Annotated in this window: 21 protein-coding genes; 8 read left to right on the top strand and 13 right to left on the bottom strand. The window is 70.1% G+C overall.

Going from position 1 to position 21,775, the window contains the following annotated elements; genetic code table 11:
- Positions 1–42: 42 nt before the first annotated feature.
- The 6 genes from hemA to KRX52_RS07365 all read left to right on the top strand — a co-directional run bounded on the left by hemA (position 43) and on the right by KRX52_RS07365 (position 5,571).
- A complete protein-coding gene (gene hemA / locus KRX52_RS07340; RefSeq protein WP_217681076.1) occupies positions 43–1,311 on the top strand; it encodes a glutamyl-tRNA reductase in 1,269 nt (422 codons plus the stop codon).
- 57 nt (positions 1,312–1,368) lie between these two features.
- Entirely contained in the window at positions 1,369–2,451 is a 1,083-nt protein-coding gene (gene prfA / locus KRX52_RS07345) for a peptide chain release factor 1 (protein ID WP_217681077.1), read from the top strand.
- 79 nt (positions 2,452–2,530) lie between these two features.
- Positions 2,531–3,391, top strand: coding sequence for a peptide chain release factor N(5)-glutamine methyltransferase (gene prmC, locus KRX52_RS07350; protein WP_217681078.1), 861 nt, complete (start codon positions 2,531–2,533; stop codon positions 3,389–3,391).
- Positions 3,381–4,136 carry a molybdopterin-synthase adenylyltransferase MoeB gene (locus KRX52_RS07355; RefSeq protein WP_217681079.1) on the top strand — a complete coding sequence of 252 codons (756 nt, stop codon included), beginning with the start codon at positions 3,381–3,383 and terminating at the stop codon, positions 4,134–4,136. Before prmC ends, KRX52_RS07355 begins: the two co-directional genes overlap by 11 nt.
- Positions 4,129–4,923 (top strand): glutamate racemase, encoded by a 795-nt coding sequence (gene murI, locus KRX52_RS07360; protein ID WP_217681080.1) that lies wholly within the window; start codon positions 4,129–4,131, stop codon positions 4,921–4,923. The genes KRX52_RS07355 and murI overlap by 8 nt, the downstream gene beginning before the upstream one ends.
- A gap of 132 nt (positions 4,924–5,055) precedes the next feature.
- Entirely contained in the window at positions 5,056–5,571 is a 516-nt protein-coding gene (locus tag KRX52_RS07365; protein ID WP_217681081.1) for an acyloxyacyl hydrolase, read from the top strand.
- A 66-nt stretch (positions 5,572–5,637) separates the two neighbouring features.
- Here the strand turns inward: KRX52_RS07365 and KRX52_RS07370 are convergent, their stop codons facing one another.
- From KRX52_RS07370 to KRX52_RS07420, 11 genes are all read right to left on the bottom strand, one after another.
- Positions 5,638–6,153 (bottom strand): DUF2878 domain-containing protein, encoded by a 516-nt coding sequence (locus KRX52_RS07370; protein ID WP_217681082.1) that lies wholly within the window; start codon positions 6,151–6,153, stop codon positions 5,638–5,640.
- A gap of 162 nt (positions 6,154–6,315) precedes the next feature.
- The gene (locus KRX52_RS07375) at positions 6,316–7,590 is read right to left on the bottom strand and encodes an SAM-dependent methyltransferase (RefSeq protein WP_217681083.1); all 1,275 of its coding nucleotides are present in this window, start codon (positions 7,588–7,590) and stop codon (positions 6,316–6,318) included.
- Positions 7,577–8,374, bottom strand: coding sequence for a DUF1365 domain-containing protein (locus KRX52_RS07380; RefSeq protein WP_217681084.1), 798 nt, complete (start codon positions 8,372–8,374; stop codon positions 7,577–7,579). The genes KRX52_RS07375 and KRX52_RS07380 overlap by 14 nt, the downstream gene beginning before the upstream one ends.
- Entirely contained in the window at positions 8,371–9,618 is a 1,248-nt protein-coding gene (locus KRX52_RS07385) for an NAD(P)/FAD-dependent oxidoreductase (protein ID WP_217681085.1), read from the bottom strand. The genes KRX52_RS07380 and KRX52_RS07385 overlap by 4 nt, the downstream gene beginning before the upstream one ends.
- Entirely contained in the window at positions 9,615–10,385 is a 771-nt protein-coding gene (locus tag KRX52_RS07390; protein ID WP_217681086.1) for an SDR family NAD(P)-dependent oxidoreductase, read from the bottom strand. The genes KRX52_RS07385 and KRX52_RS07390 overlap by 4 nt, the downstream gene beginning before the upstream one ends.
- The gene (locus KRX52_RS07395) at positions 10,382–10,807 is read right to left on the bottom strand and encodes a nuclear transport factor 2 family protein (protein WP_217681146.1); all 426 of its coding nucleotides are present in this window, start codon (positions 10,805–10,807) and stop codon (positions 10,382–10,384) included. Before KRX52_RS07395 ends, KRX52_RS07390 begins: the two co-directional genes overlap by 4 nt.
- Positions 10,808–10,824: 17 nt before the next feature.
- Complete coding sequence (gene phrB / locus KRX52_RS07400) at positions 10,825–12,261, bottom strand: deoxyribodipyrimidine photo-lyase (RefSeq protein WP_217681087.1); 1,437 nt, start codon at positions 12,259–12,261, stop codon at positions 10,825–10,827.
- Positions 12,262–12,272: 11 nt separating this feature from the next.
- The gene (locus tag KRX52_RS07405) at positions 12,273–13,238 is read right to left on the bottom strand and encodes a MerR family transcriptional regulator (RefSeq protein ID WP_437439691.1); all 966 of its coding nucleotides are present in this window, start codon (positions 13,236–13,238) and stop codon (positions 12,273–12,275) included.
- A complete protein-coding gene (locus KRX52_RS07410) occupies positions 13,235–14,194 on the bottom strand; it encodes a YbgA family protein (protein WP_217681088.1) in 960 nt (319 codons plus the stop codon). Before KRX52_RS07410 ends, KRX52_RS07405 begins: the two co-directional genes overlap by 4 nt.
- Before the next feature lie 180 nt (positions 14,195–14,374).
- A complete protein-coding gene (locus KRX52_RS07415) occupies positions 14,375–14,590 on the bottom strand; it encodes a TIGR02450 family Trp-rich protein (RefSeq protein WP_217681148.1) in 216 nt (71 codons plus the stop codon).
- A 7-nt stretch (positions 14,591–14,597) separates the two neighbouring features.
- The gene (locus KRX52_RS07420) at positions 14,598–15,584 is read right to left on the bottom strand and encodes an NAD(P)/FAD-dependent oxidoreductase (protein WP_217681089.1); all 987 of its coding nucleotides are present in this window, start codon (positions 15,582–15,584) and stop codon (positions 14,598–14,600) included.
- 193 nt (positions 15,585–15,777) lie between these two features.
- Here KRX52_RS07420 and KRX52_RS07425 point away from each other — a divergent pair, with 193 nt between their 5' ends.
- Complete coding sequence (locus KRX52_RS07425; RefSeq protein ID WP_217681090.1) at positions 15,778–16,680, top strand: TIGR01777 family oxidoreductase; 903 nt, start codon at positions 15,778–15,780, stop codon at positions 16,678–16,680.
- A 12-nt stretch (positions 16,681–16,692) separates the two neighbouring features.
- Positions 16,693–17,718: a ferrochelatase gene (gene hemH / locus KRX52_RS07430; protein ID WP_217681091.1), complete on the top strand. Its 1,026-nt coding sequence runs from the start codon at positions 16,693–16,695 to the stop codon at positions 17,716–17,718.
- On the opposite strand, the gene KRX52_RS07435 is transcribed toward hemH, so the two are convergent.
- Entirely contained in the window at positions 17,684–20,203 is a 2,520-nt protein-coding gene (locus KRX52_RS07435; RefSeq protein WP_217681093.1) for a cache domain-containing protein, read from the bottom strand. The genes hemH and KRX52_RS07435 overlap by 35 nt on opposite strands.
- 288 nt (positions 20,204–20,491) lie before the next feature.
- Positions 20,492–21,757, bottom strand: a complete 1,266-nt coding sequence (locus tag KRX52_RS07440) for an Hsp70 family protein (RefSeq protein WP_217681096.1) — start codon at positions 21,755–21,757, stop codon at positions 20,492–20,494.
- Between the last annotated feature and the right edge of the window lie 18 nt (positions 21,758–21,775).

Below are 21,775 nucleotides of genomic sequence, written 5' to 3' on the forward strand. Positions count from 1 at the left end.
GTAGGACAATTGCCCGCTTTCAGGCCACCTCAGCATCCCCGCATGGCTTTTCTCGCCCTCGGCATCAACCACAAAACCGCATCGGTGGCGGTCCGCGAGCGCGTGGCCTTTGGCCCCGAGCAGCTGGTCGACGCCTTGCAGCAGCTGTGCCGGGTGACGCCGTGCCGCGAGGCGGCAATCCTCTCCACTTGCAACCGCAGCGAGCTGTACCTGGCGCTGGACGAGACGCAGGTCGAGGCGATCCTGGCCTGGCTGGCCGGCTACCACGGCCTCAACCTCGACGAACTGCGGGCCTGTGCCTACATCCACGAGGACAACGAGGCCGTGCGCCACATGATGCGCGTGGCCTGCGGGCTGGACTCGATGATCCTCGGCGAGCCACAGATCCTCGGCCAGATGAAGGATGCCTACGCCAGCGCCCGCGAGGCCGGCACCCTCGGCCCGCTGCTCGGTCGGCTGTTCCAGGCCACCTTCAGCACCGCCAAGACCGTGCGCACCGACACTCGCATCGGCGAGAACCCGGTGTCGGTGGCCTTCGCCGCGGTGAGCCTGGCCAAGCAGATCTTCAGCGACCTGCCGCGCAGCCAGGCGCTGCTGATCGGCGCCGGCGAAACCATCACCTTGGTCGCCCGCCACCTGCACGAGCAGGGCATCAAGCGCATCGTGGTGGCCAATCGCACCCTCGAGCGCGCCAGCCTGCTGGCCGAGGAGGTCGGTGGCCAGGCCGTGCTGCTGGCCGACATTCCCGAGCAGCTGGTCAACAGCGACATCGTCATCAGCTCCACCGCCAGCCCGCTGCCGATCCTCGGCAAGGGCGCGGTCGAGCGCGCGCTGAAGAAGCGCAAGCACCGTCCGGTGTTCATGGTCGACATCGCCGTGCCGCGCGACATCGAGCCGGAGGTCGGCGAACTGGCCGACGTCTACCTGTACACCGTCGACGACCTGCACGAGGTGATCGCCGAGAACCTGCGCAGCCGCCAGGGCGCCGCCCGCGCCGCCGAGGAGCTGGTGCTGACCGGGGTCGACGAGTTCATGGCGCGCCTGCGCGAGCGCGACAGCCTCGACCTGCTGCGCAGCTTCCGGGCGCGGGCCGAACAGCAGCGCGACGAGGAGCTGGCCAAGGCGCTGCGCCTGCTCGGCAACGGCAGTCCGGCCGAGGAGGTGCTGGCCCAGCTGGCGCGCGGCCTGACCAACAAGCTGCTGCATGCGCCCAGCGTACAGCTGAAGAAGTTTTCCGCCGCCGGCCGCCACGATGCGCTGGCCGTGGCCCAGGAACTGCTCGACCTCGACGGGGCCGGGCAGCATCGCTAACGCCCCTGCGCGCCGCGGCGTTCAAGCCGCGGTGCCAGCCATGGTGAAACCACCCCGATGAAAGCCTCGCTGCTGAACAAGCTCGACACCCTGCAGGATCGTTTCGAGGAGCTGACCGCGCTGCTCGGCGATGCCGAGGTGATCGGCGACCAGACCCGATTCCGCGCCTATTCCCGCGAATATGCCGAGATCGAGCCGGTCAACGCCGCCTTCCGCGCCTTCCGCAAGGTGCAGGGCGACCTCGAGGGCGCCCAGGCGCTGCTCAAAGACAGCGATCCCGACCTGCGCGAGATGGCCGAGGAGGAGGTGACCGAGGCCAGGGCGCAGCTCGAAGTGCTGGAGGCCCAGTTGCAGCGCATGCTGCTGCCCAAGGACCCCAGGGACGGTCGCAACGTGTTCCTCGAGATCCGCGCCGGCACCGGCGGCGACGAGGCGGCAATCTTCTCCGGCGACCTGTTCCGCATGTACTCGCGCTACGCCGAACGCCAGGGCTGGCGCGTCGAGATCCTCTCCGAGAGCGAGGGCGAGCACGGCGGCTACAAGGAAGTGATCGCCCGCGTCGAGGGCGACAACGTCTACGCCAAGCTCAAGTTCGAGTCCGGCGCCCACCGCGTGCAGCGCGTGCCGGAAACCGAATCCCAGGGGCGCATCCACACCTCGGCCTGCACCGTGGCGGTGCTGCCGGAGCCGGACGAGCAGGCGGCGATCGAGATCAATCCGGCCGACCTGCGCGTCGACACCTATCGCGCTTCCGGCGCCGGCGGCCAGCACATCAACAAGACCGACTCGGCGGTGCGCATCACCCACCTGCCGACCGGCATGGTGGTGGAGTGCCAGGAAGAGCGCTCGCAGCACAAGAACCGCGCCCGCGCCATGGGCTGGCTGGCGGCCCGCCTGCAGGACCAGCAGGACGCCGCCGCGCACAAGGAAATCTCCGAGACGCGCAAGCTGCTGGTCGGCTCCGGCGACCGCTCCGAGCGTATCCGCACCTACAACTTCCCCCAGGGCCGGGTTACCGACCATCGCATCAACCTGACCCTCTATTCGCTGAACGAGATCATGGGCGGCGCGGTGGAGCAGGTGATCGAGCCGCTGCTGCACGAATATCAGGCCGACCAGCTGGCAGCGCTGGGCGACTGAGCCAGCGTCGATAGGGTGCGTCGCGCGCACCCACGCGTTTTCGTGGTGCGCGCGACGCACCCTACGATCGGAGAGCCCCATGCCCACCATCGAATCCCTGCTCGGCAGCGCCGAACTGCCCGACTCGCCGAGCGCCCGCCTGGACGCCGAGCTGCTGCTCGCCCATGTGCTCGGCAAGCCGCGCAGCTACCTGCGCACCTGGCCGGAGCGCGAGCCGGATGCCGCACAGTGCGCGGCCTTCGCCGCCCTGCTGGCGCGCCGACGCGGCGGCGAGCCGGTGGCCTACCTGCTCGGCCAGCAGGGCTTCTGGAGCCTGGAGCTGGAAGTGGCGCCGCACACCCTGATCCCGCGTCCGGACACCGAGTTGCTGGTGGAGACTGCGCTGGCGCTGTGCCCCGGCGGCCCGGCCCGGGTGCTGGATCTCGGCACCGGCAGCGGCGCCATCGCCCTGGCCCTGGCCAGCGAGCGGCCGGTCTGGCAGCTGCTCGGCGTCGACCGCGTGGCCGAGGCGGTTGCGCTGGCCGAGCGCAACCGCGCGCGCCTCCAGCTGGGCAATGCCCGCTTCGTCGAGAGTCGCTGGTTTGCCGCCCTGGCCGGGCAGCGTTTCGCGATGATCGTCGGCAATCCGCCGTACATCGCCGCCGATGATCCGCACCTGGCCCAGGGCGACGTGCGCTTCGAGCCGGCCAGCGCGCTGGTGGCCGGCGCCGATGGCCTCGACGACATCCGCCAGATAGTCGCCCAAGCGCCCGAGCATCTCGAGCCCGGCGGCTGGCTGCTGCTCGAGCATGGCTACGATCAGGGCGCAGCGGTGCGCGCCCTGTTTGCCGCCCGCGGCTTCACGGCGGTGGACAGCCGCCGCGATCTGGGCGGCCACGAGCGCATCACCCTCGGCCGCTGGAAGGGAGAGTCCCCGCGTGGTGAACCGCATGCTGAGTGACGACGAGCTGCTGCGCTACAGCCGGCAGATCCTCCTCCCACAGATCGATGTCGACGGCCAGCTGCGGCTGAAGAACGGCCGCGTGCTGATCGTCGGCCTCGGTGGCCTCGGCTCGCCGGTGGCGCTGTACCTGGCCGCCGCCGGAGTCGGCGAGCTGCACCTGGCCGACTTCGACACGGTCGACCTGACCAACCTGCAGCGCCAGGTGATCCACGACACCGCCAGCGTCGGCCTGGCCAAGGTCGACTCGGCCATGGCGCGCCTGGCCGCGCTCAACCCGCAGGTCGCGCTCCGGCCACTTCGCCAGGCGCTGGATGCCGACAGCCTGGCCGCCGCGGTGGCGGCGGTCGACGTGGTGGTCGACTGCTGCGACAACTTCGCCACCCGCAGCGCGGTGAATGCCGCCTGCGTCGCCGCCGGCAAGCCGCTGGTGTCAGGCGCGGCGATCCGCCTGGAAGGCCAGCTGGCGGTATTCGATCCGCGCAACGGCGCCAGCCCCTGCTACCACTGCCTGTACGGCGCCGGCAGCGAGGACGAGCTGACTTGCAGCGAGGCCGGCGTGGTTGGCCCGCTGGTCGGCCTGGTCGGCAGCCTGCAGGCGCTGGAAACCTTGAAACTCTTGGCCGGCTTCGGCGAGCCGCTGGTCGGCCGCCTGCTGCTGGTCGACGCGCTGACCAGCCGCTTCCGCGAACTGCGCGTCAAGCGCGACCCGCAGTGCGCTGTCTGTGGTCCGCGAAATGAGTAGTGAAGCGCCGGTCGGGGTGTTCGACTCCGGGGTCGGCGGCCTGTCGGTGCTCGGCGAGATCCGCGCGCGGCTGCCCAACGAGTCGCTGCTCTATGTCGCCGACAGCGGCCACGTGCCCTACGGCGAGAAGAGCCCCGAGTACATCCGCGAACGCTGCCGGAAGATCGCCGACTTCCTGCTCGGCCAGGGCGCCAAGGCGCTGGTGGTGGCCTGCAACACCGCCACCGCGGCGGCGGTGGCCGAGCTGCGCGAGCGCCATCCCGGGCTGCCCATCGTCGGCATGGAGCCGGCGGTCAAGCCGGCGGCGGCGGCCACCTGCAGCGGCACGGTCGGCGTGCTGGCCACCACCGGCACCCTGAAGAGCGCGCGCTTCGCGGCCCTGCTGGATCGCTTCGCCCACGACGTGCGGGTGATCACCCAGCCCTGCCCGGGGCTGGTGGAGTGCGTCGAGCAGGGAGCCCTGGCTGCGCCGCAGACCCGCGCGCTGCTCGCCGCCTATGTGCAGCCGTTGCTGGCTCAGGGCTGCGACACGCTGATTCTCGGTTGCACCCATTACCCCTTCCTCAAGCCGCTGCTGCGCGAGCTGGTGCCGGCGGAGGTGGAGCTGATCGACACCGGCGCCGCGGTGGCGCGCCAGCTTGCGCGCCTGCTCGGTGAGCGCGAGCAGCTGGCGGTTGGCCCGGCGCAGCCGACGCGCTTCTGGTCGAGCGGCGAGCCGGCCGCTCTGGCGCGCGTGTTGCCGGTGCTGTGGGGCGAGGCGGCGGCGGTGGCGAAGCTGGGCGACTGAGCCGCGACATTTTAGTTCCGACCAACGGCCTTATATACTCGCAGTATTCGTGTCGCATCCGCGCCACTCGGAGGTGTTGCGCCGCCGACCGGGGGATGCCCTTTCTCGCCAATGGAACAAGGAACTCCACACATGAAGCGATTGCTGAGCATCGGCGCGGTACTGAGCCTGGCCCTGGGCGCCAGTGCGCCGGCCAGTGCCTGGGATGTGACCCTCGCCGGCGGGGTGACCCGCGAGTCCACCGAGGTACTGCGTCTGGCGCTGCAGCGCGACTTCGAGCGCAGCTGGTGGCAGAGCTCCAGCGGCCGCCTGACCGGCTACTGGGATGCCGGCTACACCTACTGGTTCGGCGACAAGAGCGCCAGCAGCCACAGCCTGTCGTTTGCCCCGGTGTTCGTCTACGAGTTCGCCGGCGAGAGCGTACGTCCCTACGTCGAGGCCGGCATCGGCGCGGCGCTGTTCTCCAGCACCGAGCACGAAAGCCATGACCTCAGCACCGCCTTCCAGTTCGAGGACCGCTTCGGCTTCGGCCTGCGCTTCGCCGGCCAGGAGATCGGCGTGCGCGCCATCCACTACTCCAACGCCGGGATCAAGAAGCCCAACGACGGCGCCGAGACCTATACGCTGCACTATCGCTTGCCGCTCTGAGGGTGCGCAGGCGCTGAGCGAGGAGCGATGACAAGGCCGGGAAATCCCGGCCTTCTGCTGTCCGCCTCAGTCCGCCGGCCGCGGCGGTTGCCTATACAGTGCGGCAAAGCCGTGCAGCAGCGGCATCAGCAGCGCCCACAGGCCGGCGAGCAGCAGCAGGGTCGGCGCGCTGCCCAGTGGCAGGCCGACCCCGGCGATGCGGGCACCGGCCCAGTAGGACAGCGGCCCGGCCACGGCGCCGAGCAGGCTGCCCAGCCACCAGGGCCGCGCGGTCCAGGCCAGGCAGTGGTTCAGCGTGGTGGCGAGCAGGGCCCACAGCAGCGCCAGCCACAGCGGCACCAGCACTCGCTGCGCACCGAAGTCGAACACGCCGAACTGCAGCAGGAAACTGTCCAGCGCACTGCCGGCGATCAGCACGCTGGCCACCAGACGGCCTTCGGCGGCCCAGCGACCCACCCACAGGAAATGCGCCAGCAGCGCCAGCGCCGCGACCGCCAGCAGCCACGGCTGGCGCGCGGCGAATACGCAGGCGAACCAGCCGGTCTGGAACAGCAGGGCGTTGAGCAGCAGTTTGCGCTTCATCTTCGCAGCCTGTCGGTGTGGAGCGGCATTGTCGCCGCTGCAGCCGCCTCCCGGCCCGTTCGGCGGCGCCTTCTCATCGCGTCATCCCCGCGCAGGCTGAGATCCAGGGGCGTACTGGATTCCTGCCTGCGCGGGAATGACGGGGTTCTTCCCAGCCGCCGTTCAGTGGGTGCGTTCCAGGTTGCCGAGCAGCGGCGCCGGCCGCGCGTCCGGGCGGGCCAGCAGCATCTGCACCGTGCCGATGCTGCGCTCGAGGAAGCCGCCCTCGCAGTAGCACAGGTAGAACTCCCACAGCCGGTAGAAGTGCTCGTCGTAGCCGAGCTGCTCGAGGTGGCCGCGCACGTGGCGCAGGTTGTCGTGCCAGTGGCGCAGGGTGCGCGCGTAGTGGGCGCCGAAGTCCTCGAGGTGCAGCAGGTTCATGTCGGTGTCGCGGCTGACGGTGGTCAGCATCGCCTCGATCGACGGCAGCGCGCCACCGGGGAAGATGTAGCGCTGGATGAAGTCGACGCTGTTGCACGCCTGGCGGTAGCGCTGGTCGCGGATGGTGATGGCCTGCAGCAGCATCAGCCCTTCAGGCTTGAGCAGCTGCGCGCACTGGCGGAAGTACTCCGGCAGGTAGCGGTGGCCGACCGCCTCGATCATCTCGATCGACACCAGCTTGTCGAACCGGCCATCGAGCTCGCGATAGTCCTTGAGCAGCAGGGTGACCCGATGTTCCAGACCCATCTCGGCGATGCTCCGGGCGGTGTAGGCGTGCTGCTCGCGTGACAGGGTGGTGGTGGTCACCCGGCAGCCATAGTGGCTGGCGGCGTACAGCGCCATGCTGCCCCAGCCGGTACCGATCTCCAGGAGGTGGTCGGAGGGCTGCAAATCGAGCTTCTGGCAGATGCGCTCCAGCTTGTTGAGCTGCGCCTGCTCGAGGCTGTCGTCGGCGGAGAGGAACATCGCCGCCGAGTACATCATGGTGCGGTCGAGGAAGGCCTCGAACAGCTCGTTGCCGAGATCGTAGTGGGCGGCGATGTTCTTCTGCGAACCGGCCCGCGAGTTGCGGTTCAGCCAGTGCAGGGCGCGCAGCACGGGCCGGCCGAGGGCGGCCAGGCCACCCTCGAGGGCGTCGAGCACCTCGAGGTTGGCGACGAACACGCGGATCACCGCGGTCAGGTCCGGGCTGCTCCAGTAGCCGTGGATGTAGGCCTCGCCGGCGCCGATCGAACCGTTGCCGGCGACCAGGCCCCAGGCGGCGCTGTGGTGGATGTGGATTTCGCCATGCAGCGCGGCGTGCGGATCGCCGAAGCTGTGGCGCTCGTCGCCCTCGACCAGCAGCAGGCGGCCACGGCGCAGCTGGCCGAGCTGGCGCAGCACCGCGCGGCGCAGCAGGCCGGCGGCGAGGCCATCGGCAAGACGGGCGCGGGAGGCGGTCAGACTAGAGGTCTTCATGGGCTTGCTCCTGGATCCGGGTGGCGACGCGACAGTCGCCGTCCGCCGGCTGATGGGAGAACAGCGGCACGCGCTTGAGCGCCAGGCGCAGGGCCTGCCAGTAGATGCCGAGCACGGTTTTCGCGCTCATCCACGGGAAGGCGCGCAGGTGGCGATGCAGGCCGGCGCGATCCAGCGGGCTGCGCTCGAGGGTGAGGGTGGCGTCGAACAGGCGGCCCTCGGCGTCGTGGTCTTCCATGTGCACGCCGAGGCGCTGCCCCGGTGCGCTGAAATGCATGCGGTACTCCAGCTCGCGCGGCAGGAACGGCGAGACGTGGAAGGCCTTGGCCACCGCGAAGTGCTGGCTGCCACTGCCCGCGGCCGGCAGCACGTAGTGGTAGCGCTCACGCCAGGGCGTGTTGCTGACCTCGCAGAGGATCGCCGCCAGCTGGCCGCCTTCGTCGAAGCAGTAGAAGAAGCTCACCGGGTTGAAGGTCAGTCCCCAGCAGCGTGGCTGGGTGAGCAGGCAGATGCGCCCCTGCGGCGCGTGGCCCAGCGCCTGGGCGACGCACTGGCGCACCGCATCGCTGAGCGCCATGCCCTGGCCGGTGAGCTGCGGCAGGTAGTCGCCCTGGCGAAACGACAGCAGCGCGAAGCGGCCGGGTCCGACCAGCGGCGACAGCCCGAACAGTGCCTCCTGCTCGCTGAGGTCGAGGTACAGCAGGCCGATGCGATAGCGGAACGCGTGCGCCCGCGGACGCACGCGCCGATGGCGCACCCAGCCGCTGTACAGCGCGCTGTTCACAGCGTTTCTCCGAAGGCTTCGGCCACGCGCAGGGCGCTGACCACGCCGTCCTCGTGGAAGCCGTTGGCCCAGTAGGCGCCGCAGTAGTAGCTGTGTTGCGCGCCGTGCAGTTCGCCCCAGCGCGCCTGGGCGGCGATGCCGGCCAGGCTGTACTGCGGGTGGGCGTACTTGAAGCGGCCGAGCACCCGCTGCGGGTCGATGGCCAGGTTCTGGTTGAGGCTGACGCACAGGGTCTGCGGCGCCTGGAGGCCCTGGAGGATGTTCATGTTGTAGGTCAGCGCCGCCGGCTGGCGCGGGTCGCCGCCGAGGCGGTAGTTCCAGCTGGCCCAGGCCAGCCGGCGGCGCGGCAGCAGGCTAGTGTCGGTGTGCAGCAGCACGTCGTTGTCGGCGTAGGGCAGGGCGCCGAGGATCTCGCGCTCGGCGCGGCTGGGCGCGGCGAGCAGGGCCAGCGCCTGGTCGCTGTGGCAGGCGAACACGACCTTGTCGAAGCGCTCGCGGCCGGCGGCGCTGTGCACCGTGACGCCGTCGGCGTCGCGCTCGACCCTCAGCACCGGGCAGTTGAGGCGGATGGCGTCGGCAAAGCCCGCGGTCAGCGGCTCGATGTAGCTGCGCGAGCCACCCTTGATCACCCGCCACTGCGGACGGTCGTTGACCGACAGCAGGCCGTGGTTCTTGAAGAAGCGCACGAAGAACTCCAGCGGGAACTCCAGCATGCCGGCCAGCGACATCGACCAGATCGCCGCGCCCATCGGCACGATGTAATGGTCTATGAAGCGCCGGCCATAGGCGCGCTCGGCCAGGTAGCGGCCGAGGGTGATGCCGGCCGGCAGGCGGCCGCTGCCCAGATCCGCCAGCGCCTCGCGGTTGAAGCGCAGGATGTCGCGCAGCATGCCCCAGAAGCGCGGCGACAGCAGGTTGCTGCGCTGGGCGAACAGGCTGTTGAGGGTGTTGCCGTTGTACTCCAAGCCACTGCGCGGCTCATGCACCGAGAAGCTCATCTCGGTCGGCTGCGAGGCGACCCCCAGTTGGTCGAGCAGGCGGATGAAGTTGGGATAGGTCCAGTCGTTGAAGACGATGAAGCCGGTGTCGATGGCATGGCGGCGGCCATCCAGCGTGACATCCACGGTATGGGTGTGCCCGCCGATCCAGTCGCCGGCCTCGAACACGGTCAGTTCGTGCTGGCGCGCGAGCAGATGGGCGGTGGTCAGGCCGGCGATGCCGGTGCCGACTATGGCGACTCTCATCGGGATACATCCTGGGAAGGGTTGCGGCTCATGCGCCGGAGCAGGGCCAGCTGCAGGCGCCCGGGCAGGTGGGCGAGTAGCAGCAACAGGGCAATGAACGGGGTGGGGAAGGCGATTTCTAGCGGGCGCTGTTCCAGCCGCGCGGCGATGTGGCGGGCAGCCTTGTCGGCCGGCCAGCGCATCGGCATGGCGAAGTCGTTCTGGCGGGTCAGCGGGGTATCGACGAAGCCGGGGCTGATCAGGGTGACGGCGATGCCTTCGGCGGCCAGGTCGACGCGCAGCGACTGCAGCAGGTAGCGCAGCGCCGCCTTGGAAGCGCCATAGGCCTCGGCGCGCGGCAGCGGCAGGAAGGTCACCGCGCTGGCCACCCCGGCCAGCAGCGGCTGGTCACCCTTGCGCAGCAGCGGCAGGGCGGCCTCGATGCAGTGGGCGGCGGCCAGCAGGTTGCTGTCCATCACCCGCTCGACCATCGCCGCCTCGAAGGCGCGCACGTCGAGATACTCGCAGGTGCCGGCGTTGAGGATGGCCATGTCCAGCGCTCCCCATTCGGCGTCGATTTGCGCCGCGATGGCGGCCACCGCGGCCGGATCGGTGAGATCGCCCGGCAGCACCAGCACCTGCCCGGGCCAGCGTGCGGCCAGGGCGTCGAGCGGTTCGCGGCGCCGCGCGCTGAGCGCCAGGCGCTGGCCGCGCTGCAGCAGCTGCTCGGCCAGGGCGGCGCCGATGCCGCTGCTGGCGCCGGTCAGCCAGATGCGTCTTGCGTTCATGCCAGCCTCCTCTTCAGCCAGGCGATGGCCCGGCCGAATACCGGCAGGTGCTCGTAGAGCAGCGCGCCGGCGTCGAAATAGTCGCGGTGGCGGTAGACCCGGCCGTCCTGCCAGAGCAGGTGCGAGCAGCCGTCGACGCGGATCGGTCTCCCGCCGGCCAGGCGCGGGTGGCGGTAGCTCATGCTCCAGCGCAGGTAGCCCTCGCCCTCGTGCACTTCATCGCAGCCGTGGAACTCGAAGCGCAGCTCCTGCACGTTGGCGTACAGCTCGGCGAAGTAGCGCCGCAGGGCGGCCAGGCCGCGGATCTCGTGCAGTGGATCGATGAACAGGGCGTCGGCGCTGTACAGCTCGCCGAGGCACTCGAGGCTGTCCTTGTCCAGCGCAGCGAAGCGGCGGGCGAAGGTGGGCAGGAAGTCGATCATCGTCGAGTCCTCGTCGCTCATGCCGGCGCCTGGTCCAGCGCCTTGAAGGCCGCCAGGGCGCGCTCGCGCGAACGGGCCAGGTCGACGATCGGCCGCGGGTAGTCGGGCAAGCCGAACAGCCCGCCCAGCGCTGCCGGGTTGTGGATGTCGCGCCTGTCCACTGCGGCCAGCTCGGGCAGCCACTGGCGGATGAAGGCGCCGTCCGGGTCGAAGCGTTCCGCCTGGGTCAGCGGGTTGAAGATGCGGAAGTAGGGCGCCGCGTCGGTGCCGGTGGAGGCGCTCCACTGCCAGCCGCCGTTGTTGGCGGCCAGGTCGCCGTCGATCAGCTGGCGCATGAACCAGCGTTCGCCGTGGCGCCAGTCGATCAGCAGGTTCTTGGTCAGGAACATGGCGACGATCATGCGCAGGCGGTTGTGCATCCAGCCGGTGGCCAGCAGCTGGCGCATCGCCGCATCGACGATGGGGATGCCGGTGCGGCCCTGCTGCCAGGCCTCGAGATCGGCCGGCGCATCGCGCCAGGCCAGCGCCTCGGTTTCCGGGCGGAAGGCGCGGCCCATCGACACCCGCGGATAGCCGACCAGGATGTGCTTGTAGAACTCGCGCCACAGCAGCTCGCTGATCCAGGTGACCACGCCAGGATTGCCGTCGGCGAATTCGCCGCCGTTGACCTGCAGCGCGGCGTGCAGGCACTGGCGCGGCGACAGCACGCCGGCCGCCAGATACGGCGACAGGCCGCTGGTGCCGGGCTGGGCGGGGAAGTCGCGCTCGTTGTGGTACCACTGCAGATGCTGGTCGGCGAAGCTGGCCAGCTGGCGGTGCGCCGCCGCCTCGCCGGCCGGCCACAGCTGGCGCAGGCTCGCGCTCGGCGTGGGGAAGCCGTCGATGGTCGCGGGCAGCGGATCGCTGGCGATGCCGCTCGCCGCCTGGATGCGCGGCAGTGGCTGCTGCGGCGGCAGGCCCTGCGCCAGACGCGCATAGCAGGCCTTGCGGAACTGGCTGAACACCTGGAAGTAGCCGCCGCTCTTGGTCAGCACGCTGCCGGGAGCGAACAGCAGCTGGTCGAGATGGCTGTGCCAGGCGATCCCGGCGCTCTCCAGCGTGGCCGCCACCACCTGGTCGCGGCGCTGTTCGTGTACGCCGTACTCGGCGTTGACGTGCACCGCGTCGACGCCGTGCTCGCGGCACAGCTGCAGCAGCACAGCGGGCGCATCGGCCCAGCGCTCGGCCGTGCGCAGCAGCAGCGGGATGTTCAGCGCCGCCAGGTTCTGGGAGAGCTCAGCCAGGTTGCGCAGCCAGAAGTCGACCTTGCAGGCGGCATCGTCATGTTCACGCCACTGCGCCGGCGCGATCAGCCAGACTGCCAGCAGCCGGCCGTTGCCGCTGGCCGCCGCGGCGGCCAGGGCGGTGTTGTCGCGCACGCGCAGGTCGCTGCGCAGCCAGACGAGGCGGGTCATCGGCATCATCCTCAGGGGGCGGCGGCGAACAGGCCGCGCTGGTGCAGGTAGTGGTGGGCGTCGAGCGGCGAGTCGGCCAGCGCCAGGCGCTCGAGGGCGGCCAGCTCGTCGCGGTGGATCTGCGCGGCCGGGCCGGCGAGCAGCAGCGGCACAGCGCAGCCGGCATGCAGGCGCGGCAGCTGGCGGCGCAGCTGCGCGCTGTCCAGCGCCTGGCTGGAATACAGCAGCACGGCACGCGGCTGCAGGCGTTCGACGGCGAGGTTCAGCTCGCCCGCCGGCACGCTCCAGTCGAGTACCTCGACCGGGCACTGGCTGTCGCTGAGCAGCCAGGCGCACAGCCACAGGCCGGGTTCCATCGGCAGCTCCGACAGGTTGGCGAGCAGCACGGGTGCGCCCTGCAGCTGACGGTTGTTGTGGTAGACCCGCGCGCCGAGGCGGCTGCGCAGCCAGGAGCGCAGGAACACCCGCTCCAGCGCCGCGCCGAACTGGCCCTGCCAGCGCTGCTCCAGCTCGGCGAGCAACGGCAGCAGCAGGTGGCGGCACAGCGGCTGCGGCGGGTACAGCGCCAGGGCGCGGTTGTAGGCATCGTCGAGGCGGCGCTCGGCCAGCGAGGCGACGGCCTCGAGCAGCTCGCCGCGCAGACTTTCCCACGGACCGTCGGCGCTGCCGGCAGGTGGCGCATCGTGGTCGAGCAGGTCGCGGATCTGGCTGACCGCCACGCCGCGGTTGAGCCAGGTGAGGATCGCCTGGATGCGCTCGACGTGGGCTTGGCCGTACAGGCGGTGACCCTTGGCGGTGCGCTGCGGCATGATCAGGCCGTAGCGGCGCTCCCAGGCGCGCAGAGTCACCGGGTTGACGCCGGTCTGCCGCGCCACCTCGCGGATCGGCAGCAGGCCCGCGGCGAGCTCCTCGGCGCCGAGCTCGGCCGCGTCGTCGGCTGCCAGCGGCAGGTGCGCCATGGCGGTGGTAGCGCTCATATCGCGTTGCGCAGGCTGAGGGCTTCCGGATGCGGCTGCATGTACGCCTGCACGGCGATGTAGCGGTCCGGGTGGCGGCGGAAGTGGTGCTTGAGCAGGGTCAGCGGCACCACCAGCGGCACCACGCCACTGCGGTACTGCGCGATCAACTGCTGGATCTCGTGGCGCTCCTCGCTGGGCAGGGCGCGGCGCAGGTAGCCGGACAGGTGCTGCAGGACGTTGGCGTGGGTGCCGCGGGTGGCGCACTTCTGCAGCGCCGCCATCAGCGCGGCGAAGTAGCGCGGACCCAGTTCGGCGGGGTCGTGCTCGCCGATGCCGGCCAGCAGGCGACCCAGCTCGCGGTACTTGAGCGGGTTGTGGGCCATCAGCAGGTACTTGTGCCGCGAGTGGAAGGCGATGATCGCCTTGCGGGTCAGCCCCTCGGCGCACAGGCGCTGCCAGTCGCCATAGGCGTAGACGCGGGCGATGAAGTTCTCGCGCAATACCGGGTCGTTGAGGCGGCCGTCTTCCTCGATCGGCAACTCCGGGCGCAGGCGGGCGAAGGTGGCGGTGAACAGGCCCTGGCCGTGCTCGGCCGGGCGGCCGTTGGCCTGGTAGACCTTGACCCGCTCCATGCCGCAGGAGGGCGATTTCTGCATGACGATTAGGCCGCTGATGTCGGTCAGCTCGGCGGCCATGCGCTCGCCGTAGGCGACCAGCGGCGCGCTGACGTCACGCTCGCGGCTGACGGTGCCGACCGCGCGCGGTGCCTGCGGATCGCCGACCAGGCGGATCGGCTCGCGGGGGATGCCGAGGCCGATGGCCACTTCCGGGCACAGCGGCTGGAAGTCGAAGTACTGCGCCAAGGTCTGGCGGCACAGTTGCGATTGCTTGTGCCCGCCGTTGTAGCGCACCTCGTTGCCGAGCAGGCAGGCGCTGATGGCGAGTTTGAGGCGGGGCGGCTGGACGCTGGACATGGTGGGCACCTGGGCTGCGGCTTGTACAGCAGCGCGGGCGCAACCTGTACAAGCAAAGGTTTCTGTACAACACGGCCTTATCATAGGGTATGTGTTGTACAGGTCAAATGCTTTGTACAGCTTTTGTATTGCTTTGGATGAGTGGTGCGCGGGTCGACCGCTGGCAGGACGCGGCGCGGGCTACTGCCAGCCCATCAGCCAGTGGCCGGCGTCCTTCAGCTCGCGCCAGTCGCAGCGCTGGCTGCGGCCGGTGAGTACCGCCTGCAGTTCGATTTCCAGGACGGTGCCGGCCTCGTCGCGGTACAGCTCGGTGACCAGGAAGTGCTTCTCGCGGTTGCACGGCCGCACGGCTGTCCACTTCGACAGGTGCAACTTGGCAGGGTTGAGCCGGTGCAGGGCGGGCTTAGACGGCATGTTCGAGCAGCCGGCGGGCCGCCTCCTGGCCGCTCAGCCAGGCGCCCTCGACGCGGCCGGACAGGCACCAGTCGCCGCAGGCGTACAGGCCGAGGTCGGCATCGGCCAGCGCGCCCCACTGGTGCGCCTGCGCCGGGCGGGCGTACAGCCAGCGGTGGGCCAGGCTGAAGTCGGCTTCCGGCACGGCGCAGCCGATCAGTTCGGCGAAGGCGCAGCGCAATTGCTCGATCACCGCCTCGCGCGGCAGGTCGAGGTGCTGGCGGCTCCAGGCGCTGCTGGCATGCAGCACCCAGGTGTCCGGGCTGGCGCTGCGGCCGGGCTTGCTGCGGTTGCGCGCCAGCCAGTCGAGCGGGCTGTCCTGCACGAAGCAGCCTTCCACCGGGGTGGCCAGCGGCTTGGCGAAGGCCAGCGCCACCGACCACACCGGGTCCATCGCCACGCTGGCGGCGGTGGCGGCGAGCTTGGGCGCCGCGGACAGCAGGGCCGCCGCCTGCGGCGCCGGGATGGCGATGATCACCCGGCTGAACGGGCCGTGGCTCTGCCCGTCGGCATCTACCAGGTGCCAGTGCTGTTCGCCGTGGAATACCTCGGTGATGCGGCAGGCGAAGGTCACCGGCAGTTCGCCGAGCAGGTTGCGGGTCAGCGCGCTCATGCGCGGCACGCCGACGAAACGCAGCTGGGTGTCCGGCGACGGACTCAGCTGTCCGCCCTGGGACTGGTACAGCGCCGGCTTCCACTCGGCCAGCCAGCCGTTTGCCTGCCACTGCTGCACCGCTTCGACGAAGTGGCGGTCGCGGGCGGTGAAATACTGGGCGCCAAGATCGAGGTCACCGGCGTCGCTGCGCTTGCTCGCCATGCGGCCGCCGCTGCCGCGGCCCTTGTCGAACAGTTGTACGTGAAGGCCCGCCGCCGTGAGGGCGGTGGCCGCCGACAGACCGGCGATGCCGCTGCCGATGATGGCGATGGGAGTGTTCATGACGTCACCTCGTTACCGGGACTACAGGCTAACCCTTGGACTTAACTTGTACAATATGTGATTCTTGTACAGAATGGACCTGTCCAATCCAGCCATGAACCCGGCCACTGCACAGGGCACCCTGCCTGGCCGGTAATTGCAGTGTGGACCAGACTGTGAACTGACGCATGCACAACGACAAGGAGATACCGCGATGCGCATTCTGCTGACCGGTGGTACCGGCCTGATCGGCCAGGCGCTGTGCCGCCTGTGGACGGCGCAAGGGCACGAGCTGGTGGTGTGGAGCCGCCGCCCGGAGCAGGTGGCGGCGCTGTGCAGCGGCGCGCGCGGCATCGAGCGCCTGGAGCAGCTGGACGCCGGCACGGCGCTGGACGCGGTGGTCAACCTGGCCGGCGCACCGATTGCCGACCGGCCGTGGACGGCCAGGCGGCGCCAGTTGCTGTGGGACAGCCGCATCGACCTGACCCGCCAGCTGGTCGACTGGCTGGCCAGTCGGCCGCTCAAGCCGCGCGTGCTGTTGTCCGGTTCGGCGGTGGGCTGGTACGGCGACGGCGGCGAGCGCCGGCTCGACGAGGACAGTGCGCCGGGCAGCGAGGACTTCGCCAGCCAGTTGTGCTTCGCCTGGGAGCAGGCGGCGCAGCAGGCTGAAGCGCTGGGCATCCGCGTGGTGCTGATCCGCACGGCGCCGGTGCTGGCGGGCTCGGGCGGCATGCTGGCGCGCCTGCTGCCGCCGTTCCGTCTCGGCCTCGGCGGGCGCATGGGCAGCGGCCGCCAGTGGATGCCGTGGATCCACCTCGACGACGAGGTCGGCCTGATCGACTTCCTGCTGCAGCACGAGGAATGCCGCGGTCCCTATAATGCCTGCGCGCCGAATGCGCTGCGCAACGCCGAGTTCGCCGCCACCCTGGGGCGCGTGTTGCACCGTCCGGCTCTGCTGCCGGCGCCGGCCTGCGTGCTGCGCCTGGCGCTCGGCGAGATGTCCGACCTGCTGCTCGGCGGCCAGCACCTGCAGCCCCGGCGCACCCTGGACGCCGGCTACCACTTTCGTTTTCCCGACCTGGAGGCGGCGCTCGTCGATCTCCTCGGTCGTCACTGACAAGGACACTGCATGACCGATCACGCGCTGCTGCTGGTCAACCTGGGCTCGCCGGCTTCCACCGCGGTGGCCGATGTGCGCCGCTACCTCAACCAGTTCCTCATGGACCCCTACGTCATCGACCTGCCCTGGCCGCTGCGCCGGCTGATCGTGGCGATGATCCTGATCAAGCGTCCGGCCGCCTCGGCCGAGGCCTACCACTCGATCTGGTGGGAGGACGGCTCGCCGCTGGTGGTGCTCAGCCGCCGCCTGCAGGCGCGGGTCGCCGAGCAGTGGAGCGAGGGGCCGGTTGAGCTGGCGATGCGCTATGGCGAGCCGTCCATCGATACCGCCCTGCAGCGACTGGCCAAGGCCGGCGTGCGCCGGGTGACCCTGGCGCCGCTGTATCCGCAGTTCGCCGACAGCACCGTGACCACGGTGGTGGAGGAGGCCCGGCGCGTGCTGCACAGCCGCAATCTGCCCTTCGAGGTGGACGTGCTGCCGCCGTTCTACGACCAGCCGGAGTACCTCGCGGCGCTGGCGGCGAGCGCGCAGCCGTATCTGCAGCAGGGCTTCGACCACCTGCTGCTCAGCTACCACGGCCTGCCCGAGCGTCACCTGCACAAGAGCGACCCGACCGGCAGCCACTGCCTGAAGGGCGCCGACTGCTGCCAGCGGGCCAGCGGCGACGTGCTCGCCAGCTGCTACCGCGCCCAGTGCCTGCGCACCAGCAGCGGTTTTGCCGAGCGCGCCGGGCTGAGCGACGCGCAGTGGTCGGTGTCGTTCCAGTCGCGCCTGGGCCGCGCCAAGTGGATCGAGCCCTACACCGAGGCGAGCCTCGAGGCGCTGGCCAAGCGCGGGGTGAAGAAGCTGCTGGTGATGTGCCCGGCGTTCGTCGCCGACTGCATCGAGACCCTCGAGGAAATCGGCGACCGCGGCCGCGAGCAGTTCCGCGCCGCCGGTGGCGAGGAGCTGGTGCTGGTGCCCTGCCTCAACGATCACCCGCAGTGGGTGGCGGCGCTGGTCAGTCTGTGCCGGCGGCTGCCGCGGGGGCTGTGACGACGGCGGGCGTCGCGGCGTGGCGGCTGCTGGTGGCCAGCAGCTCGGCCATGGCCGCGCTGGCCAGCGGCTTGGACAGCCGATAACCCTGGCCGTGGGTGCAGCCGTGGCCGCGCAGGAAGTCGTGCTGGGCCATGGTTTCGATGCCCTCGGCGATGCAGGTCATGCCCAGTGAGCGGGCCATGCCGATGATGGTGATGGCCAGCGCGGCATTGTCGCTGGAGCCCGGCAGGTCGCTGACGAACGAGCGATCGATCTTCAGCGTATCCAGCTTGAAGTGCTTGAGATAGGCCAGGCTCGAGTAGCCGGTGCCGAAGTCGTCCATCGCCAGGCGCACGCCCAGCTGCTTGAGGCGTTGCAGGGTGGCGTTGACCTGCTCGAGGTTCTCCGCCAGCACGCTTTCGGTCAGCTCCAGCTCCAGCAGCGCCGGGGGCAGGCCGCTGCTGCGCAGGACCCGCTCGACCATCGCGGCCAGGTCGGCATGGCGGAACTGCACCGCCGACACGTTGACCGCCACGCTGAGCAGCGGCAGGCCCTGGGCCTGCCAGGCCATGACCTGGCGGCAGGCTTCGTTGAGCGCCCACTCGCCCAGCGGCAGGATCAGCCCGCTGTCCTCGGCGATGGGGATGAACTTGTCCGGCGCGACCTGGCCGAGCTCCGGGTTGTGCCAGCGCATCAGCGCCTCGCAGCCGCTCAGCCGGCCACTCTGCAGATCGTACTGCGGCTGGTAGTGCAGGCTCAGCTCGTGGCGCGCCAGGGCCTGGCGCAGGCGGTTTTCCAGTTCTAGATGCTCGCGCACCCGGGTATTCATCGCCGCGGCGAAGAACTGGAAGTTGTTCCGCCCGCAGGCCTTGGCGTGGTACATGGCGGCGTCGGCGTTCTTCAGCAGGGTTTGCGCATCCTCGCCGTCGGCCGGGTAGACGGCGATGCCGATGCTCAGGGTGATCGCCAGATCATGGCCGGCGACGCTGTACTGGCCGCTGGTGGCCTGTAGCAGCAGGTTGGCCACCTGGGTGGCCGGTTCGCTGTGGCTCAGGCCCTCGAGGAGGACGACGAATTCGTCGCCGCCGAGGCGGCTGACGGTGTCGCTGGCGCGCAGGACCGCCGCCATGCGCTGGGCGACCTGGATCAGCAGGCCATCGCCGATGGCGTGGCCGAGCGAATCGTTGATGTTCTTGAAGCGGTCGAGGTCGATGAACAGCAGGGCCAGCTGCAGGCCGTCGCTGCGGGCCCGCGCGATGGCCTCATCCAGACGGGTATGCAGGCAGGCGCGATTGGGCAGCAGGGTCAGCGGATCGGATTCGGCCCATACGCGCAGGCGCTCGTGGCCGGCGTCGATGTCCTGCTGGTAGCGGGCGAAGCGGTGCGACAGCCAGCGTGACAGCCCGGCGGCCAGGACCAGGGCCAGCGCCATCACCAGCAGCAGGGCGAGCACGGTGGTCTTCAGGCTGGCATGCAGGTCCTCTTCGAGCTTGAGCTGGCGCTGCGCCAGGCTTTGCTGCAGGTCGTCCTGATATACGCCGCTGACCAGGATCCAGCCCCATTCCTCCAGGTTGCTGACCAGCGACAGCTTGGCGTTCAGCCGCGGCTCGACCAGGCTGCGCCACTGGTAGCGGGTGAAGCCGCCGCCGTTGTGGCTGGTGTCGAGAATGTTGCGGATGACGGCTTGCTCGACCGCCGGTAGTTCGTCGACCCGGCGGCCCTCGGCGGCCGGATTGCTGGGCGATAGCAGCACCCGGCCATCGCGGTGGATCACGGCGATGTAGCCGTTGCTGCCCAGGCGCATGGCGCGCAGCTGCTGCAGGGCCTGCTGCTGCTGCAGGTGCTCGATCTTGGACAGGTATTCGCCGCTGCCGATCAGCCAGCCGAACGGCTCGAAGACCCGGGCATAGGAGACCTTGTCCGCCATGCTCGCCGGGTTGCCCGGCGCGTACCAGCGGTAGCGACTGAAGCCGCGCTGCTGCGGGTTGGCGACGCTGGCCAGCAGGTCGCGCATGATGTAGCGGCCGTCGACGTCGCGGTTGTCCAGCAGCGAGTGGCCTTCGCGCTCGGGATTGATCGGCAGCAGCACGCAGTTGCCGGCGAGGTCGTCGATGAAGAAGTAGCCGCTGCCGTTGAAGAAGCGCAGTGGACGCAGGGTTTCGACGATCAGCTGGCGGATCTCGCCTTCGGGGCGGCGCCCCTTTTCCTGCTGGTAGAGCGCCGCGGCGATCTGCACGGCGTGGTCGACCTGCTGGCGGATGTCGTTCTTGAGCACCGCTTCGCTGCTCTGGCGCAGCAGGTCGAGCTGGTTGTGCAGGGTGGTCAGCGAAGCCTCGAGCATGGCCTTCTGCTCGCGCTGCCCGGCGGCCTCGAGGGCGGCGCTGTCCTCGCGGAAGCTGCGGGTCTGCTGCAGGGTGAAGTAGCCACCCAGGGCCAGGGTCAGCACGAATACCAGCCCCAGCATGCCGAACAGCTGCAGGCGCAGGAGGTTGCTTTCAGTCATCGCCATGCTCCGCGCTTCCCTGGCTTGAGATGGGCCGTGATCCTGAATGAGCGCGGGCGGACGGCGCGTAGCAGGCGTTTATGGAATGTGCCACCGTCGCCAGCGGTTCCCGATGGATGGCGGGCGTTTTTGTGGTGGGGGTCACATTCTAGAGGCCGCGGGGCCTTTAGCCCAGCATTCGATGGTTGCGCCGCCGCGGCTGCTCGCGATCTCGCCAGCCAGGGCCAGGCACCGTGAAACCGCTGGCAGCGGCACTTGGCCGCTGCACAGGCGATCGTCGGCAGGTGCTCAGCCGTAGCGCTTGTGCGCCTCGATGGCCAGGCCGCTGCCGATGCCGCCGAAGCGGTTGCCCTCGACCTGGCGGGCGTTGGGCAGCAGGCGGGCCGCGCTCTGGCGCAGCGCCGGGATGCCGCTGGAGCCGCCGGTGAAGAACAGCGTGTCGACCTGCTCGGCAGTCACCCCGGCATCGCTGAGCAGCTGGCCGATGCCGGCGTTGATGCGCTCGAGCTGCTGGGCGATGGCCGCCTCGAACAGCGCGCGGGTCAGCTCGACGCTCAGCCCCGCCTCGATGCGGCCGAAGTCGATGTGGCGGCGCTGCTCTTCGGTGAGAGCGATCTTGCTGGCCTCGACCTCGATCGCCAGCCAGTGGCCGGCGCGCTGCTCGATCAGGCGCAGCAGGCGATCGATGCCGGTCGGGTCGGCGATGTCGTAGCGCATGCTTTCCAGGGCGATCTTCGACTTCTGCGCGTAGACCGCGTTGATGGTGTGCCAGGTGGCCAGGTTCATGTGGTGGCTGGTGGGCATCAACGCGTCGCTCTTCATCCGGCTGCCGTAGCCGAACAGCGGCATCACGCCATTGAGGCTGAGCTGCTTGTCGAAGTCGGTGCCGCCGATGTGCACGCCGCCGGTGGCGAGGATGTCGCCCTGGCGCTCGGCCAGCGCGCGGCGCTCCGGCGCCAGGCGCACCAGCGAGAAGTCCGAGGTACCGCCGCCGATGTCGACGATCAGCACCAGCTCCTCGCGGTCGATGCCCGACTCGTAGTCGAAGGCCGCGGCGATCGGCTCGTACTGGAAGGACACGTCCTTGAAGCCGAGTTCGCGGGCGACCTCGGTCAGGGTGTCGGCGGCCTCGCGGTCGGCGACCGGGTCGTCGTCGACGAAGAACACCGGGCGGCCCAGCACCACCTGCTCGAACTCGCGACCGGCGACGGCTTCGGCGCGCTGCTTCAGCTCGCCGAGGAACAGGCCGAGGATCTGCTTGAACGGCATGGCGCTGCCCAGCACGGTGGTGGCGCTGCCCAGCAGCGGCGAGCCCAGCAGGCTTTTCAGCGAGCGCATCAGGCGGCCTTCGTAGCCGTCGAGGTATTCGCCGAGTGCCTGGCGGCCGAAGGCCGGGCGCTGCTCCTCGAAGTTGAAGAACAGCACCGAGGGCAGGGTGTCCTTGCCGTCCTCGAGGGCGATCAGGTTGTCGGCGCCGGGGCGGCGCCAGCCGACGGTGGAGTTGGAGGTGCCGAAGTCGATGCCGCAGGCGCGGGCGGGCGAGGCAAGGGTCATGGGAAGCGCGGCTCCGGA

Origin of the sequence: Geopseudomonas aromaticivorans (assembly GCF_019097855.1) — a bacterium.
Classification (GTDB): domain Bacteria; phylum Pseudomonadota; class Gammaproteobacteria; order Pseudomonadales; family Pseudomonadaceae; genus Geopseudomonas; species Geopseudomonas aromaticivorans.